Source organism: Phycisphaerae bacterium (assembly GCA_019636475.1).
Lineage (GTDB): Bacteria > Planctomycetota > Phycisphaerae > UBA1845 > UTPLA1 > JADJRI01.
In genome coordinates this window covers 455,165-471,072 of sequence record JAHBXN010000004.1, presented here as the reverse complement: position 1 = coordinate 471,072, position 15,908 = coordinate 455,165, and the positions used below count along the sequence as shown (strand labels likewise).

The window sequence follows — 15,908 nt, the reverse complement described above, 5'->3', positions numbered from 1 at the left end:
GTCCCTCGTGTACTTTCGACGGGCTTTCTTTCGACTCATCAGACACCTCCCGCGAAAATCATTCTCGCGTTTCTGGGTGTCCACTAACAGTGGGGAAGCTCAGATCAACGGAGTTATTCTCGTTTCGAGCGGCTGGAAAACGACGCACTCCTGCGCATGTTCCTCGCGGCGGGACAAACGCTTCAATCGAAAGGCCCCACCTCGTGGCGACAACTGGAGGCGCTTCTTAGCCAGCCGAATCCATCTGCGGGCTTTCCGCTGGACTTTCCTGTCGGAGCGAGCAGCCTGCGAAAGAGGATCACCAAACTTGAAAACGCATTGGAATTTCGGTTGAACGATCGTCGGCTCGGCCGGAAAGGTCAGATTTCAGAAGAAGCGGTCCATTTGCTTGAAGAGGTTCGGCGGTATCTCGACGCCAAGCAGACTCGGCTCAACGCGGGGGGTTAGTTCTTGACTTGTACGACGCGATGTGGCACGTCTGACGACTCTATCAAGCAGCGACAATGTCACATCAGCCCCCTCTCCCGCAACTGGATGCGGCCACGATTTCATTTCCCACGGATCGCATCACCCTGGGTGACATGCGAAAGCATCAGCCTTCCCTATTCTCCTCGGATGCCTTGCTCGAGAGCTCCAAACTGGACCAGATACAGGCGCTGGCGACTCTGCACGTTGAGCTTTCACTCGCGGAGCGTGCCTTCAGGTCCGCGAGTTTGAAGCCGCCGCCGCGAAGCAGGCAAACGCACACAAAGCCCGTTGACCACACGGCGGCGAACGCGCCGCTTCCATTTCTTCCCGTAAGCAATCAACGCCTCGGGCCTGCGCAAAAAAAGGGCGCAGTTTCGTGAATTTTGCCTGATTTCCTATAACGCACGCATGAACGAGCCGCGACCGGGAAGTCGCGGGAAAGGGCATACGTATCATGGTAAACGAAACAGCAATTTCGTCCAGCGGGCAGTCCATCTACCAGGAACTTGCCGACTACCAGCGGACCGAAGCATGGTTTGGGCAAGCTCTGATTGAGACGCTACAGCTTTGGACCAATCGGTTCATCGCCGAGTTTAAACTCGACATTCCAGAAGTGGTGCTTTCCATCGACGCCCTCCCCTGCACCCGATACGGCCAATTCCGCGAAGGACACAACGGACTCGGACTTCGCGGTGAAATCACACTGAACGCCAAATATCTCGATGGCAGCAGGCCGATGTGGGAAGTCCTGGGAACCTTGCTGCACGAATTGCTACACGGGTGGCAGCAGGCGCACGGCTCACCTGGCAAAGGAAACCATCATAACAGGGAGTTTCGTGAGAAGGCGGCACAACTCGGTTTGTTGATCGACAAGAAGGGCCTGACTGGCTACGCGGCATTCGGCCCCTTCAAGACACTGCTGATTCAATCCGGGATCGATGCTCCGTCAACGGAGACTCCGGTTCCATCGCGCCGACCGCGCGGCACATCCAAGCTAAAGAAATGGTCATGCGCCTGCACAAATGTGTGGTGCGCCGTGTCGGACCTCCTGGCTGATTGCCAAGAATGTGGGAGCCCGTTCATACGCTCCTGCCGAGCGCGAATCATCGAGGTGCTTTGATGGACGAAGAACAGATTCAGTACGTGTCGCCCGATCGCTTGGTGTGTCGTTCGCAGCCGCGCGTCCGGTTCAAGGAAGAATTGATCCTCGGTCTGGCGCGCAGTATTCACGAAGCCGGCCGCGTACTTCAGCCGCTTCGCGTTCAACGGATCAACGACACGCTCGTGGTTCTCGACGGAGAACGTCGGTTGCGGGCCGCTCGTAAACTTGGGCTCGCCCATGTCCCAGTCATCATCGAAGATAAGGACTTGTGCGAAACGGAAATTCTGCATCGGCAACTGATCCTCGATTGCCAGAAAGAGCATTGGACCCCCGTCGAACGGGCCAAAGCGATTCAACAGTTGATTCGAGAGTCAGGGTGGCAGGCGTCGCAAGTCGCCGAGCACGTGGGGATTTCGCCAGCAACGGTGACGAAACTGCTTTCGGTGCTGGAATTGCCCCCGGAAACACAGGAACAAGTTGCGGCTGGTGCGCTAGGAATGAGTACTGCGTATGCCATCGCTCGCTCGAAAGACCCTGACGTCAGGACTCAACTGGTTGATGCTGCGTCGAGAGGCAAGTTGACGCGGGACGGAGTTGTCACGCGGGTCAGAAAACAGAATTCCAAACGGCGGACCGTCGTTCGTCAAAGCGATGCACGAAAGCAGCGAGTATCGCTTCAACTCGCCGCCGATTGCACGATGACTATCGTTGGACCAGAGATCAAGGTCGAGATGCTGGTTGCATGGCTAAAGACGCTGACTGACCGCCTTGTCGCGCTGGAGGCACAAGACATGGCTCTCAAGGATGCGGCGGAACGCCTCGCCCGTCCAAGCGGGTAAGAATCGTTTCACCTCGATGATTCGATTGCAATCGCATTGTTTCGCGGGGCGGCGCAAGTCGCCGCGATTCAACGGAGAAGGTGCGCGCATAACGTCACAGGCGGAAAAAGGGATGAGTGCCGTTCATGACACGCATCTTGAGCGGAACGAGCAGACGGGCCGCACGTTGTGGCCCCCTTTATCAAACACGAAATGAATAGGAGAACGGATCATGTCGGAGTTTTTTGGATTCATGAGGATGCTGGTGGGGTGCGGCGCGTTGCTGTTTATCGTGACGCTGGTCCTTCTCGCGCTGCCGCAGAGCCGCCTGCGTTGTGTCGGACTTGAAATAACGAAATGGGCAATGGCCATCGGACTCGTGCTGCTGTGCCCGTCGCCCATCGATGTCGTTCCCGATGTCGTTCCGGGCATCGGCTGGCTCGATGACGTGGGCTACCTGGTCGGTGCGTGGTACACCGCCCGGTCCGCGCTCGACGAACGCAAGAAGCGAAAGCTCTACGAGGAAGTCGAATTCAACGACCTGCGTCAACGCGCGACCCATCACGACGAATCTCGAAATTGAAGGCTGCTCTGCACTGCCGGGTATTCAAGACGAATGCTGTAATTTCGACTCATGGACCATAAGAGGAGGTATTTCTCATGCTGAGTCTTTTTCGCAAACTTCGGCGACGGGCATCCCGTCCGCCGCAGTGGGATCTCTCGACTCCCCTGCTGCGCTGGACCAACAGCGATGTCGTCACCCTTCGCGATGCGGTGGCCGGCGCGCTGGTGCTTGGTGCCACTTCGGCCGGTAAGACAACCGGCGCGGGGGCGGCGCTTGCGACGGCCTATCTTTCAACTGGATTTGGCGGTTGGGTGGCGACGACAAAATCTGACGAGAGGGACCTCTGGACGCGATATTGCAAAGAAACCGGACGGCTGGATGACTTGATCGTCGTCGGCCCGGACGCCGCGCGTCGTTTCAACTTCCTCGATCATGAATTGACTCGAAAGGGTGCCGGGGCCGGACTCACCGAAAACCTGGTTGCTCTCTTTTCCAACATCATGGAAATCAGGGAACGGAACTCAACCGCCGGCGGCGGCCGAGAGGACGGAAATTTTTGGAAACAAGCAGGGCTGAAGTGCCTGCGAAATGCGATTGATCTCGTCTCGCTGGCGACGGGAACCGTGTCGGTGCCCGACTTGGTCAATACCTGCCTCTCCGCGCCGATCTCGGCCGCGCAAATCCGGGATCAGGACTGGCAAGAGAAATCTTATTGCTTCAAGTGCCTCAAGGACGCCGATCAGCGCGACAAATCCCCACGCCAAAAACACGACTTCGGCGTTGTTGCGGACTATTACCTGCTCGAATGGCCCAACCTTGCTGACCGGACGCGAAGCATCGTGCAGGCGACGTTTACGGGCTGGGCGGACCTGTTCAATCGCGGTCTGCTGCGAGAGTTGTTCTGCACGGATACCAACGTCCGCCCCGAAGAGATCGAAAATGGGAAGATCATCCTCATCGACCTTCCGGTGAAGGAGTTCGGCGAGATCGGCCAGTTCGCGCAGGTGTTATGGAAATACGTGTTTCAGCGAAGCATCGAGCGCCGCAACGTCGCGGAAAATCCGCGCCCGGTCTTCCTCTGGGCCGATGAAGCGCAGAACTTCATCACCTCGTATGACATGCAATTTCAGACGACGTGCCGCGCCGCGCGTGTGGCCACCGTCTATCTCTCGCAGAACGTCAGTAACTTCTACGCCGTACTCGGCGGTGGCGACAAGGGCCGTGCGGAAGCCGATTCACTGTTCGCCAACCTCAATACAAAAATCTTCCACGCCAACGGCGATCCCGTAACGAACGAATGGGCCGCGAGCCTCGTCGGCCGCTCGCGCCAATTCCTGGCCAGCGGCAACAGCACCTACAACGCGGAGGATCAGTGGGCGGCCGCGCTTGGGCTGGACTGGTTCGGCGGAAACGGGAGCACTTCGGCAGGCTTTTCAGAAGTGTACGAGTTCGAGGTCCAGCCCCGCGAGTTCACGCGCCTGCGCACGGGCGGCCCCGCCAACAACTGGGAAGTGGACGGAATCGTGTTCCAAAACGGAAGGTTGTTCAACGCATCGAAGCGAACCTGGCAACGGGTCATCTTCAAGCAGCATCGATGAACGCGCAAACTAGTGCCATGACTCATCGCCACATTCGAGGCGCTCTCCTGCGGAGGAACCTGTTATGAACGATCAAGGCCTGATGCCGAATCATCGCAACGAGCTTCGATCCAAGTTCGGAATTATCCAGTTTCTTGCCAGCGCGGTCGCAGCGCCGATTGAGTTGTTCATTCATCGCCTCGGCTCCTTCGGCGAGCGCTATTTTGGATTTCAGTTCGTCGCCGCGGCCGGCTTCATGGTCTTCTGGCCCGTGCTGTGCAGCCCGCATCACGACCCGCGTCCCACGCTCGCCTTCTGTTTCGCATCCGTGTTCATGTATCTCTGCGCCCGGAGTCGAACCGTCAAACGCATTCGGAAAGGCGGACCACAACCGCATACGCGATACAGCGGCGAACCGTGGTTGAAGTTCGTCTTTCGGCGAATGAACGAAACGAAAATCAAATTCTTCGTTGAACCGGTCCTGGTCTTTATCGGCGGCGCCCTAGTGATGAGTCTCAGTCCGCCGCTGGGCGGATTTTTCATCGTATCGGGTCTCGGCATGTTCATCGCCAACAGCACGTCAGAGCGGTTCGAACGCCGCCGGGCGCTGGACATGCACGACGCCCTAGTCGAGCAGCGCAGCGTCGTGGAACGGTTCCGCGAACTGCAAGATCGGAATTAGACAGAAAGGAATCGTCTCATGGCAGGCAACAAGGCACCGGCGAAGCTTGGCGCGGAACATGCTTCCGCAATGTTCCGGCAAGGTCTAGCGGAACTGAGGGCCGCGCTCTACCCGGAATCGAACGTCGCACAGCCGACCGTTTACGGCATGGCGGGCACTAAAACGCCCGGCGAAGTGATGGAAGATCGGAAAGGTGAAAACCGCGACCCGGATGAGAAGCCGTCGATCCTAAACGAGCGCCTCGAACAGGTTTCCAAGGATTGCCACGAATCTGAGCCGGAGCCACCTCAGCCGGAGCGGGATTGAATCGTCAGTCTTCAAAAAGGGATGGGTCTGACCTCAAGCAGGAGAAAAATCATGGTCGCTGCCTTACTCGTTGGCTGTATTGCCGGCGCAATCTCACTGGTCCGAAGCTTGATACCGTACATGCCATTCACAAGAAATCACCTTGGACACTCGGTATCGACGACGGTCGATTTGCCAGTCGAGATCGCCTGGGAAGCCCTCGACAAGTACTTGATGGCGCTGAAATGTTCGGAAAGAACCGACAGTCCAGGGGTTAGAACCTACCAACGGGGCTTAATGAAGATGCACAAGGTCGAACAGATCATTCCGCTTTATCTGATTCCACACGTCATTGCCTTGGGCATGAAGTTCGAGAATGGATGCACACAAGTTCACATTCTCTACGGAGCAATCCCCAGCGTCGCCTTCTCGGACGCCGCCGCCGAGTTCTTCCTGGATTCGGTAAAGGCTGAGGCGGATGGCGCCATCGAATTGCTCCGCAGGATTGCCGACGATGAGGCTGTAAAGCAATCACAACAGCAACACCGATCTCCACAGACTGACCATCAACTGCTGAGTGACGATTTCGAATCCTTGGGTCTCAATCCCAAGGCCACCTGGGCGGAAGTCCAGTCTTCGTATCGCGAGAGCTGCCAGAAGTTCCATCCGGATCACTTAGCCGGCCAACAGGTGTCCCCTCACCTGGCCGATCTTTCCAATCAGCGCTTCAAGGAATGCACGGCCGCGTATCAGCGGTTGAAACAACGCATGGCCTGACAAACGATCACGTCGGCCGTAAGACTCAGACCTCGCGAAATCCATGCAATCACCTCACAAGAAAACGCGAGCAACGTGCCGTTCTCCCGACGGAGGATTGGTCGTTCCAGAAGGCACGCCGCGCTGGATCACCCCTACCCTCATCCGGGAGACGATTGCAACGTGGCAACCTTTCTACCGCAACTCGATGTCAGTCGACGACGCCGTTAGAATACTCATGCGTGTCGGACAATTGTTCGAGGTCTTGTCGCGGGGATGAGCCCATGAAACGGTACGTTGCGTTGGCGCGGGTCTCTAGTCGGGAACAGGAACGGGAGGGGTTTTCGCTGGCGGTGCAGGAGGATGCACTCAAACGCTACGCCGCTTCGACTGGCGGCGAGATCATCAAGCTCTTTCGCATCGCCGAGACCGCGAGCAAGCGCGACGAGCGCAAGACCTTCAGAGAGCTCGTTTCTTTCGCTAAAAAGAATGCGGCGAATCTCGACGCGCTGTTGTTCTATAAGGTCGATCGCGCCGCCCGCAACCTGTTCGACTATGTTGAACTGGAACGGCTCGAAAGCGAACACGGCCTCGCCTTCATCTCCGTCTCTCAGCCAACCGAGAACAATCCCGCCGGCCGCATGATGCGGCGAACGCTCGCCAACATGGCGAGTTTCTACACGGAGCAGCAGTCGGTCGATGTCCGCGAGGGCCATGCCCGCCGCGTGCAAGAAGGCTGGTTCGTCGGCGCCGCGCCGTACGGCTATCGCAACGTTCGCAAGGATGGCCGGGGCATAATCGAAGTCGATCCGGTCCGCGCCGCTGCCGTGCGGCGAATCTTCCATCTCTATGCCTACGAGCCGCTCACGGCCGATCTACTCATCGAACGTCTAACCAGGGAAGGCATCACCTATCGCTCCTCCTCTCCGCGCTTCCCGCGAAGTTCTGTGTACGCCATCCTTCGCGACCGCTCCTACCTCGGCGATATCCAATATGGCGAGAACTGGTATCCAGGCAAGCACGAGCCCCTCGTGGACCGGGCAACCTGGGACCGCGTGCAAGTCCTTTTGGGTGGCAAGACCTACCGCTCGCATGAACTGACCTACGCCGGCGGCCTCATTAAGTGCGACCACTGCGGCAACCTCATCACCGGCGAGCAGGTCGTTAAGAAATCAACCGGCAAGCAGTACATCTATTACCGCTGCACGATGTACAAGCTCGCGCCCGAGCACCCGCAGGTCCGCCTCAACGAGGCGAAGCTGGACGAGCAAATTCTGGCCGTCTTCAAGTCCATCAAGCAGCCCGAGACGGTTCAGGCATGGTTCTCAAAGGCCCTGCGCGAATGGTCCAAGATGGAACGTGCCGAAGCGACGACACAAGCCCATGTGTCCGAGCGCGAAATCGAAATCCTGCGACAGCAGCAGGACCGCCTGCTCAACCTTCGGCTGCTCGAAGAGATCGACGCCGACACCTTCGCCCGCAAGTCCACGGAACTCCGCGACAAAATCTCGTCGGCGTCCCTCCGCGTCGAAGCCGCGAACCGAGACCGCGGCGAACAAGCCGAACTGGCCATCCGTGTTTTCGAACTTTCGCAAGCCCTTGTCGAGAAATGGGTTTCAGCCGATTACGCCGCCAAACGCCAACTGCTCGAAATCGTCTTTTCGAACTTCACGCTGGACGGCGCAACTCTTTGCTATGAAGTGAATAAGCCCTTCGACGTTCTCATCGAAGGGCTCGTTTCGAGTCATACTCGGGGCGAGAAGATTCGAACTTCCGACCTCTTGGTCCCGAACCAAGCGCTCTGACCAGGCTGAGCTACGCCCCGTAGCTTCGAGTCATGCAATCATACGCCGCTGCCGCCGCATTGCAAGGGAGCGCATGCGTGGTCCTCGTTGCCGGATACCTCGTTCAGCCGCTGATAGTCACGGTCGGACGCGCGGGCGAGTCGGCCGGCGACGGTGAATCTCATCCTGTTCCCGGACATCAGCCTGTTCCCGGACAGCTGATCGTGCGGTCATGACTTTCTCGGCCCCGGAAGCGTCCCTTGATCTTCGCTGGAACGAGCGGGTGCGTCCGTTTCCAGCTCACTGATTCTCGTCCGAATTGAGTGACGGGCTTTCGGATCGATTGCCGGGTCGAGGAGGAATGACTTTGCGGCGGCAAGCTTGGCCGCTCGCCTACCGGGGTCTCGTTCGGTCCGAACGTCTTCAAGGATGAGGCGTCCGACGAGGTAGCTCAGATGCTGGTCCTTTCGCTGAGTCGCCTTTTCCTGGATTGATCCGAGTGTTAGTGCCGCCTTTACGGCATCGGTGATCGATCCGCCATGTTCCCACTCCCCGATGGCGCCGGCCAGACTGGCGCGGGCATCAATTACCTCGTTTGATGCACAGCGGCCGAAGTAAATCAGCGTCGGGCCAATCCACGCGCATAGAAGAATCGCGATGACAACGCGCGCCGCGGTCGATAAGAATCGGCCGCTGGCGCGCGCGGGTCGCTTGCCGGACGACAACGTGTCCGACACGTCAACTGCCATCGAATCAGCGGACCGGTTCTGTTCGAGTGGGCGGCCCTCCGGCTGAGCGACCGCGTCCGATCGCCCGAATGGCAACGGCGTGAGCACCAGCCAGTAAATCGTGGGGGCGACGATGAGGTGGCCCTTGGTCAGAATGCTGCTCAGGATGTAGCGTTTCTCCTCCGAGCCGAGATACGGCGACGATTGCGCAATGACATCCATCAAGACGACATACCACAGACAACAGACGCCGATGATGATTGTGATGAGCCGCCGTCGCCAGGAGATCCAATTCGAGACGACCGTGAGCGTCATGAATAGCTGCACCGGCGGCGCGAGCCACCAGTATCGCAGATCGTCCATAAGCAGAAAGGGCGCAGGCGTGCCGGCGAATCTCAGGATGGCCTTCGTCGCAGTCAACGTTGCGTCAATCAGTGGTTCGGCAGCCGCACCCCAGAGACAGCTCATCACGGCAAGGGAGAGGAGAAATCTAATCGCGAATCCGCCGCGGCCTGTCAGCCAGATCAGCCACAGCGGCAGCACCACAAAGAGTGGAAACATATGCATCAGCGCGTCGTGCCACGGATCGAAAGCGCCGGGCCACCAGCCGGCCACGACGGCGAGCCAGCCGACGCGAGCAATGTTTAACAGACCGACACCGAATATCCCCACGAACAGCCCGAGAACCCGTTTCCGACGATCGCAGGGGAAGGCCAGCACGCCCGCGATGAAAATGGCGATGGGCTCGACGCCGCTGCATTCGGGCGTGACCTCAAGCACTCGTCGATTGATCCAGATCTGAGTGCCGCGCCGGTCGGTCTCGAGCCCGAGGCTGCGCGGGAGTTGATCAGCGGCAGACGCGACGATCGAGCGATACCCGACAGCCGCGTTATGTTGCATCAGGTAATACTCAAGCCCGACACCCGCGGCGCTGACCAGGACAAATACTGTAAGAAATCGCACCGCTCCGGCCGGGCCGAGTCCGAGTTGCGCCTGCGACGATTTCCCAAGGTCGCCGTGCTGTCTGGCCGGATCCGCGGGGGACGGCGCCAGCATTCGAGCGCGAGGCTGTTTTCTGCGAAATGGCATGCGGATGGATCCGGGAATTTTCAACGATTTCTTTAGAATCGGCCGACATTGTAGAGCATCTTGTCGCGGGATGTACCGCCCGCCGGCAATCGATGTGAAACGGTTTGCAGGCCAATCGAGAGTGCCTCTATAATCCGCCCGGCATCGGAAAAAACGCAATCGCTTGGAGCTTTCGCCACATGGGTTCAAACGCAACGGCGCACGGCAAGGAATCGCACGATCACGGTCATGGACACGGCCGCCATCGCGTGGGTGACAAAGTTCATTTTCGAATCGCACGCCAGGACAAGCCCGGCGGCCAGCGATATTACGAGTCGTTCGCCGTGGAATACGTTCCGGGTATGAACGTCATTTCCGCATTGCAGGCGATCGCGAAAAATCCCCAGCCGATCGGAAGCGACAAGACCGTGAAGCCCGTCGTCTGGGATTGCAATTGCCTCGAGGAGGTCTGTGGCGCCTGTACGATGGTGATCAACGGCACCGTCCGGCAGGCCTGCTCGGCACTGGTCGATAAATTGGAGTGCAACAGCGGAGGCGAGATCGAGCTGGAGCCCATGAGCAAGTTTCCGGTCGTGCGTGACCTCATGGTCGATCGAAAGCGCATGTTCCGAGGCTTGCAACGGGTCAAGGCATGGATTCCTGTCGATGGATATCACGACGAAGGGCCGGGGCCGCTCCAGGGTCCTGAGGCTCAGGAGGAAGCCTATCCGCTCTCGGAGTGCATGACCTGTGGCTGCTGTATGGAAGTCTGCCCGCAGTATTCAAAAATCGAATTGGTCCAGCAGGCCGGTGAGACCGATCAGGAATTCAAACGAAGGCAATACACGGCAATGGACGCCGATTTTGTCGGCCCCGCGGTCATCTCCCAGGCGGTGCTGTTTAACACCCATCCGACCGGCCAGATCACCAAGGGCGTTCGGCTTGACGCATTGATGGGGCCCGGCGGAATCACCGACTGCGGAAACGCGCAGAATTGCGTGAAAGTGTGTCCGAAGAACATCCCGCTGACCCGGTCGATCGCCAAGGCCGGCCGCGACACATCCATCTACGCCATCAAGCGTTGGCTGTCAAAGTAGTCTTCCATCGTCCGGGGAAGTACAGAGTTGATTATGCAGAACAACGCGCGGCACGATCCTGTCAGCTACGTGTCGACTGATCCGCTTTCCCGTGATGATTCACAGGATTCGCCTGCCGGCGCCGCTGGCGTCTCCGGTGTTGCCGATGGCGAATCCGCCGATCGTTCGCCAACCCGCCTCGTGGTGATTCTCGTCCCGATTCTGATTGTCGCGCTTTACTTCGGGTATCTCTGGTTTGTAAGCGGCGTGCTGCCCGTGGTTGAGCGCTTTCCCAACGGCAAGCCGCAGACCACGGGGTATGTGAAGCGGCACGGTGTCAGGTACGAGCGAACCGGACGCTGGACGATCTATCACCCGAACGGCGGGAGAGCGGCCGAGGGCATGTACGAGCAAGGCAGAAAACTGCCGGAATCCTGGCACTACTGGGATGAATCAGGCCGGGAGATTCCTGAACCTCAGGCCACCCAGCCTTAGCGCGTGATGCGGCTCGCACGACCGTCGCGCTTTTCGTTATCGCATTTTGTTGGAAATGTGTTGCAGCCGTCCCACGGAGATGCCACCCCGATACAGCCTATCGGGTCACAACAGGTAGCGGCAGGCTCCCGTCCGCCCTTGGTAGCGGATCCGGCGGCTTGATGGTCACGCCGCCATGGCGGAGCTGCGCCTCCCCGCGCTGCACGCGCTCCGCGAACGCCAGCGACTCCTCGTACAGCGCCTGCATCATCTCGCTTTCGCTGACCGTCCGTACCTGCTCCCCTTGGACATAGATGATGCCCTTGCCCTTACCCGCAAAGACGGCCACATCAGCGCCCTCGGCCTCGCCGGGACCATTCACGACGCAGCCCATCACCGCCACCTTCACCGGGACTTTGATATCAGCCAGCTTCCGACGGACGTCCTGCACAAGCGTGATCAGATCAACCTCGATTCGTCCGCACGTCGGACACGCGATCAACTCAGGCTCGACTCGAGGACGCAGGCCCAGACAGTTGAGCATCTCCTTGGCGTCCTCGACTTCGAACACCGGATCGCTCGCGTAGCTGATGCGGACCGTGTCGCCGATGCCGTTGGCCAGCAGGGTCCCCAGCGCAGTGACACTGCGGATGCACCCGGTTTCCTTCGGCCCCGCGTGCGTGACACCCAGATGCAATGGAAAATCAAATCGGTCGCTGATCGCCGTGTAGGCTTTGATGACAATTCTCGGATCAATGCTCTTGGCGCTGATGACGACGTCCTGAAAGTCGTTCTCGTCAAAAATCCGGAGATACTCTTCCAGCTTGTCGATCATGATGCCGACGAGTTCATCCTCATAGTTCTGCTCAAGCCTGGCCTTCTCCTCCGCACGCTTGGATTTGTCCTTGCGCTCCACGATGCCGCCTTCGTTCACGCCGACGCGGATTGGAATCCCCCGTTCTCGACAGGCCCGGATCACGCGGTCAACCTGCTTGCGATCCTGGATATTGCCCGGATTCAGCCGAATCTTGTGTACCCCCGCCTCGATCGACTCCATCGCCCGCTGAAAATGGAAATGAACGTCCGCCACGATCGGCACCGGACACTGCGGCAAAATGTGCCTCAATGCCTCCGTATCCCGCGGTTCAGGGACGGCCACCCGCACGATATCGCAGCCGGCGCGAGCCAGTGCCTGAATCTGCGCGACGGTCTTGTCGATTTCGTATGTATAGGTACTCGTCATTGACTGAATCGAAACAGGCGCGTCGCCGCCGATCAAAACGGGACCGACCTTGACCTGGCGGGTTTTTCGGCGAGGGTACATGCAGTGCGTCCTCGATTCTCCCGGTGAGCCGGGCATTGAGCGTTCCGGTATTGTAGAAAGAAAACCGCAGGACGATAACCCGCCCTCACCGGCCTGAAGCGAATCGTTCCCTTGAACTTGACGGAACCGGCTGCGTATGGAAGATGCTCGGGTCGATCTTCGGTAGAGTGGAGTTTGAGACTTCGAAGCCCCAATGCCCGAAAAGCATGTCGAAATTGCTGACGCTTTCGCCCCGCCGCTGATCGGGCTGGTCACCTTGTCCCTGCTTGGCATCGGGCTGACCTCCGCATGTATTCCTCCGGATCAGCGACAAACCGTTCGTCGCGACGCGCGGACCGTCGCACCTGTCCGCGGTCTCATCGGTCGTTCCGTGCAGGGCCGGCCGATTGAATACCACGCGTTCGGCTGTGGCCGGGATGTGGTCCTCATCATGGCGACCATCCACGGAGACGAAGATGCCGGCACCCCGCTGACCCGGCATTTGATCGACCACCTCGAAGGCCAGCCCGATCTCGTCGACGGCAGGCGGATCATCATCATCACTGATATGAACCCTGATGGCCGACACCACCAGACGCGATACAACGCACGGGGCGTCGATCTGAATCGGAACTTCCCCGCGACGAATTTCAATGAGCAAGGCCATCACGGTCCACGCCCGCTCTCTGAACCGGAGAGCATCGCCCTTCATGCGCTCATTGACCGCGAGAGTCCCCGCCGCATCGTAAGCATCCACCAGCCGCTGAACTACGGCAGCGAGTGCATTGACTACGATGGCCCAGCCGAGTCCCTTGCACAGGCCATGGCGGAACATACGGATATTCCGGTCAGACGTATCGGCAGCCGGCCGGGGTCGCTCGGATCGTACGCCGGCGAGACACTCGGCATCCCGATTATCACGCTGGAACTTCCCAAGGACGCAAAAGGCGTCGCTGGACGCGAACTGTGGAACCAATACGGCCGAATGATGCTCGCGGCGATCTCCTATCCCGAAAAGCTCTGACCCAGCCTGCGTGAGGACAAGTGACCCATCTCGTTTATCCCATCGCGGTTGCCCGGAATTGCCTGCTCGGTCCGGTTCGACCCGATTGACGCTTCGTGGGCTTTTTAGGTAAATCGTGCAAAAAACGTCCGAACCGGAACCTCGCGTGAGGTAAGCCGATCAATTCATGAGAATCGGCGACTATGTGCAAATATTGGCAAGGCGGCAATCAATTCATCGTCGACGGAACGAATTCCGACGCGATTGAATGATTCGACGGTGCTGCCTGTAGGTGAGTGGAGAAACAGGACATGATTAAGAAACTTCGAAGTTTTCTCATCATCGCGGTCGCGGCGGCGGCGATTCCGGTCGCCTCCGTGGCCCGCGCGGCAGACGGCGACATCATTGCCATGTTCAATTTGAAGGGCCCATTGCCGGAACAGCCGGATTCAAGCGGACTGGCGGCCCTGCTCGGTGAGCGGGCGCCGAACACCATGTTCGATCTGCTCGAGAAGCTTCGCAAGGCTCGAATGGACAAGGCGGTCAAGGCCTTGATCTTCCATCTGGACGACGCCGCCCTTGGGTTCGCCCAGATTCAGGAGCTTCGCTCCCAGTTCGAGGCGCTGCGGGCTGCCGACAAGGATGTCTGGGTCTTCAGCGAGGGCCTGGGTAACGGCACCCTGATGCTCGCCTCCGCGGCCAGTAAGGTCGTGCTGGTCCCCGCAGGCGAAGTGGTCATTCCAGGCTTCTATGCCGAATCGCTCTACTTCAAGAACATGCTCACGAAGATTGGCGTCGAGGCTGACATTCTGCATTGCGGCGACTACAAGTCCGCCGGCGAAATGTTCTATCGAACCGGCCCGAGCAAGGAGGATGAAGCGCAGACCAACAAACTGCTCGACTCGATCTTCAGCACCTGGATTGAGGAACTCGCCAAGAGCCGCCAGATCAGCCCCGAGAAAGTCAGAGCCCTGGTTGACAAGGGCATCCTCAGCTCCGAGGAGGCGCTCGAGGCAAAGCTTGTTGACAAACTCATGTACCGTGAGGACTTCGTCGAGGCGATCAAGAGCCGCTACGGCGACGATACCAAGGTGGTCACCAACTATGGCGGCGCCAAGACGCCGGAAATCGACCTTAACAACCCCTTCGCGATCTTCAAGCTGTTCGGCGATCTCATGAAACTGCCGACGAAGTCGACCAAGCCCGCGATCGCCGTCGTCTACGTCGAAAATGCCATCACCAGCGGCAAATCGGAAGAGAGTCTCTTTGGCGGCGCATCTAACGCCGGCTCCGACACGGTTCGCAAAGCGATTGCCGAAGCTTGTGACGATGACACCGTCAAAGCACTCGTTCTTCGGGTGGACTCGCCCGGAGGCTCAGCGCTCGCCAGCGACATCATGTGTGAGGCTGCCGCGAGATTCAAAAAGACCGGTCGCCCCTTCATCGTCTCGATGGGCAATGTCGCCGCAAGCGGCGGATACTACGTGTCCACGCTCGCAGACAAGATTTTCGCCGAGCCCGCCACGATCACCGGCTCCATCGGAGTGGTTGGCGGCAAGATGGTCACAAAGGGCCTCTGGGACTGGGTCGGTGTCACCGGCCACGAATACAAGCGCGGCGCGCACAGCGACATCATGAACTCCAACCGGACCTGGGACGATCAGGAACGCGCCGTCATGATGAACATGATGAATCGAGTCTATGGCGACTTCAAGAATCGGGTTCTGGCAGGCCGCAAGGACCGCCTTAAAGGGGAAATCGAAGGTCTTGCCGGCGGCCGGGTTTACACCGGCGCTCAGGCGCTTGAACTCGGACTGGTCGATCAGCTGGGCGGCATGGTGGACGCCATTCGTTACGCTGCGGACGCAGCCGACGTGAGCGATTACGAGCTTCGTGTGTTTCCACGACCCAAGTCGTTCATGGATGTCTTCAGCGCGATCTTCGGAGGGGAAAGCAAGGACGACGAGTTCATGATGAGGACCCGGGCCGGTGGTTTGAAACTGCAGCATCAGCCGTCTGTCGCGACCATGCTGGATGCGGTCCGGGCAATTGATCCTCAGAAAGCCCAGGTCATGGAGAAGTTCATGACCCAGGTGGAGTTGCTCTCAAATGAGGGCGTCCTGCTGATCGGCCCCCACTGCAATTTGATAATTCGCTGATTGCATTGCAGGCGTCGTAAGGCACGGCCGACGCACGCCTGTGATTTACGAAACCCCACT

At 58.9% G+C, this 15,908-nt stretch carries 13 protein-coding genes, 1 tRNA gene and 1 pseudogene; 12 read left to right on the top strand and 3 right to left on the bottom strand.

Going from position 1 to position 15,908, the window contains the following annotated elements; genetic code table 11:
• Positions 1-922 precede the first annotated feature (922 nt).
• The 8 genes and pseudogenes from KF841_09305 to KF841_09270 all read left to right on the top strand — a co-directional run bounded on the left by KF841_09305 (position 923) and on the right by KF841_09270 (position 8,019).
• Positions 923-1,588 (top strand): hypothetical protein, encoded by a 666-nt coding sequence (locus KF841_09305; protein MBX3395551.1) that lies wholly within the window; start codon positions 923-925, stop codon positions 1,586-1,588.
• Positions 1,588-2,409, top strand: a complete 822-nt coding sequence (locus KF841_09300) for a ParB/RepB/Spo0J family partition protein (protein ID MBX3395550.1) — start codon at positions 1,588-1,590, stop codon at positions 2,407-2,409. The genes KF841_09305 and KF841_09300 overlap by 1 nt, the downstream gene beginning before the upstream one ends.
• Positions 2,410-2,647: 238 nt before the next feature.
• The gene (locus KF841_09295; GenBank protein ID MBX3395549.1) at positions 2,648-2,971 is read left to right on the top strand and encodes a DUF1232 domain-containing protein; all 324 of its coding nucleotides are present in this window, start codon (positions 2,648-2,650) and stop codon (positions 2,969-2,971) included.
• 77 nt (positions 2,972-3,048) lie between these two features.
• Positions 3,049-4,551 (top strand): TraM recognition domain-containing protein, encoded by a 1,503-nt coding sequence (locus KF841_09290; protein ID MBX3395548.1) that lies wholly within the window; start codon positions 3,049-3,051, stop codon positions 4,549-4,551.
• A 64-nt stretch (positions 4,552-4,615) separates the two neighbouring features.
• Positions 4,616-5,212, top strand: coding sequence for a hypothetical protein (locus KF841_09285; GenBank protein MBX3395547.1), 597 nt, complete (start codon positions 4,616-4,618; stop codon positions 5,210-5,212).
• An 18-nt stretch (positions 5,213-5,230) separates the two neighbouring features.
• The gene (locus KF841_09280) at positions 5,231-5,518 is read left to right on the top strand and encodes a hypothetical protein (GenBank protein ID MBX3395546.1); all 288 of its coding nucleotides are present in this window, start codon (positions 5,231-5,233) and stop codon (positions 5,516-5,518) included.
• 51 nt (positions 5,519-5,569) lie between these two features.
• A complete protein-coding gene (locus KF841_09275) occupies positions 5,570-6,274 on the top strand; it encodes a DnaJ domain-containing protein (GenBank protein MBX3395545.1) in 705 nt (234 codons plus the stop codon).
• Between the two features lie 263 nt (positions 6,275-6,537).
• A pseudogene (locus KF841_09270) lies at positions 6,538-8,019 on the top strand (recombinase family protein).
• Here the strand turns inward: KF841_09270 and KF841_09265 are convergent.
• Together KF841_09265 and KF841_09260 are read right to left on the bottom strand one after the other, a co-directional pair.
• A tRNA-Pro gene (locus KF841_09265) sits at positions 8,004-8,078 on the bottom strand. The pseudogene KF841_09270 and the gene KF841_09265 overlap by 16 nt on opposite strands.
• 189 nt (positions 8,079-8,267) lie before the next feature.
• Positions 8,268-9,854 (bottom strand): exosortase/archaeosortase family protein, encoded by a 1,587-nt coding sequence (locus KF841_09260; protein ID MBX3395544.1) that lies wholly within the window; start codon positions 9,852-9,854, stop codon positions 8,268-8,270.
• A 179-nt stretch (positions 9,855-10,033) separates the two neighbouring features.
• On the opposite strand from KF841_09260, the gene sdhB reads away from it, so the two are divergent.
• Positions 10,034-10,930 carry a succinate dehydrogenase iron-sulfur subunit gene (gene sdhB / locus KF841_09255; protein ID MBX3395543.1) on the top strand — a complete coding sequence of 299 codons (897 nt, stop codon included), beginning with the start codon at positions 10,034-10,036 and terminating at the stop codon, positions 10,928-10,930.
• 33 nt (positions 10,931-10,963) lie between these two features.
• Complete coding sequence (locus KF841_09250; protein MBX3395542.1) at positions 10,964-11,404, top strand: hypothetical protein; 441 nt, start codon at positions 10,964-10,966, stop codon at positions 11,402-11,404.
• Between the two features lie 97 nt (positions 11,405-11,501).
• On the opposite strand, the gene ispG is transcribed toward KF841_09250, so the two are convergent.
• Complete coding sequence (gene ispG, locus KF841_09245) at positions 11,502-12,707, bottom strand: flavodoxin-dependent (E)-4-hydroxy-3-methylbut-2-enyl-diphosphate synthase (protein ID MBX3395541.1); 1,206 nt, start codon at positions 12,705-12,707, stop codon at positions 11,502-11,504.
• A gap of 193 nt (positions 12,708-12,900) precedes the next feature.
• Between ispG and KF841_09240 the strand changes: the two genes are divergently transcribed.
• Positions 12,901-13,710 carry a DUF2817 domain-containing protein gene (locus KF841_09240; protein MBX3395540.1) on the top strand — a complete coding sequence of 270 codons (810 nt, stop codon included), beginning with the start codon at positions 12,901-12,903 and terminating at the stop codon, positions 13,708-13,710.
• Between the two features lie 290 nt (positions 13,711-14,000).
• Positions 14,001-15,848, top strand: a complete 1,848-nt coding sequence (gene sppA, locus KF841_09235; protein MBX3395539.1) for a signal peptide peptidase SppA — start codon at positions 14,001-14,003, stop codon at positions 15,846-15,848.
• The last annotated feature ends 60 nt before the right edge of the window (positions 15,849-15,908 follow it).

What these genes read in the sequence shown, in the direction of transcription:
- KF841_09305 (MBX3395551.1), top strand. Translation starts at nt 923, where the DNA reads ATGGTAAACGAAACAGCAATTTCGTCCAGCGGGCAGTCCATCTACCAG.
- KF841_09300 (MBX3395550.1), top strand. Translation starts at nt 1,588, where the DNA reads ATGGACGAAGAACAGATTCAGTACGTGTCGCCCGATCGCTTGGTGTGT.
- KF841_09295 (MBX3395549.1), top strand. Translation starts at nt 2,648, where the DNA reads ATGCTGGTGGGGTGCGGCGCGTTGCTGTTTATCGTGACGCTGGTCCTT.
- KF841_09290 (MBX3395548.1), top strand. Translation starts at nt 3,049, where the DNA reads ATGCTGAGTCTTTTTCGCAAACTTCGGCGACGGGCATCCCGTCCGCCG.
- KF841_09285 (MBX3395547.1), top strand. Translation starts at nt 4,616, where the DNA reads ATGAACGATCAAGGCCTGATGCCGAATCATCGCAACGAGCTTCGATCC.
- KF841_09280 (MBX3395546.1), top strand. Translation starts at nt 5,231, where the DNA reads ATGGCAGGCAACAAGGCACCGGCGAAGCTTGGCGCGGAACATGCTTCC.
- KF841_09275 (MBX3395545.1), top strand. Translation starts at nt 5,570, where the DNA reads ATGGTCGCTGCCTTACTCGTTGGCTGTATTGCCGGCGCAATCTCACTG.
- KF841_09260 (MBX3395544.1), bottom strand. Translation starts at nt 9,854, where the DNA reads ATGCCATTTCGCAGAAAACAGCCTCGCGCTCGAATGCTGGCGCCGTCC.
- sdhB (MBX3395543.1), top strand. Translation starts at nt 10,034, where the DNA reads ATGGGTTCAAACGCAACGGCGCACGGCAAGGAATCGCACGATCACGGT.
- KF841_09250 (MBX3395542.1), top strand. Translation starts at nt 10,964, where the DNA reads ATGCAGAACAACGCGCGGCACGATCCTGTCAGCTACGTGTCGACTGAT.
- ispG (MBX3395541.1), bottom strand. Translation starts at nt 12,707, where the DNA reads ATGTACCCTCGCCGAAAAACCCGCCAGGTCAAGGTCGGTCCCGTTTTG.
- KF841_09240 (MBX3395540.1), top strand. Translation starts at nt 12,901, where the DNA reads ATGCCCGAAAAGCATGTCGAAATTGCTGACGCTTTCGCCCCGCCGCTG.
- sppA (MBX3395539.1), top strand. Translation starts at nt 14,001, where the DNA reads ATGATTAAGAAACTTCGAAGTTTTCTCATCATCGCGGTCGCGGCGGCG.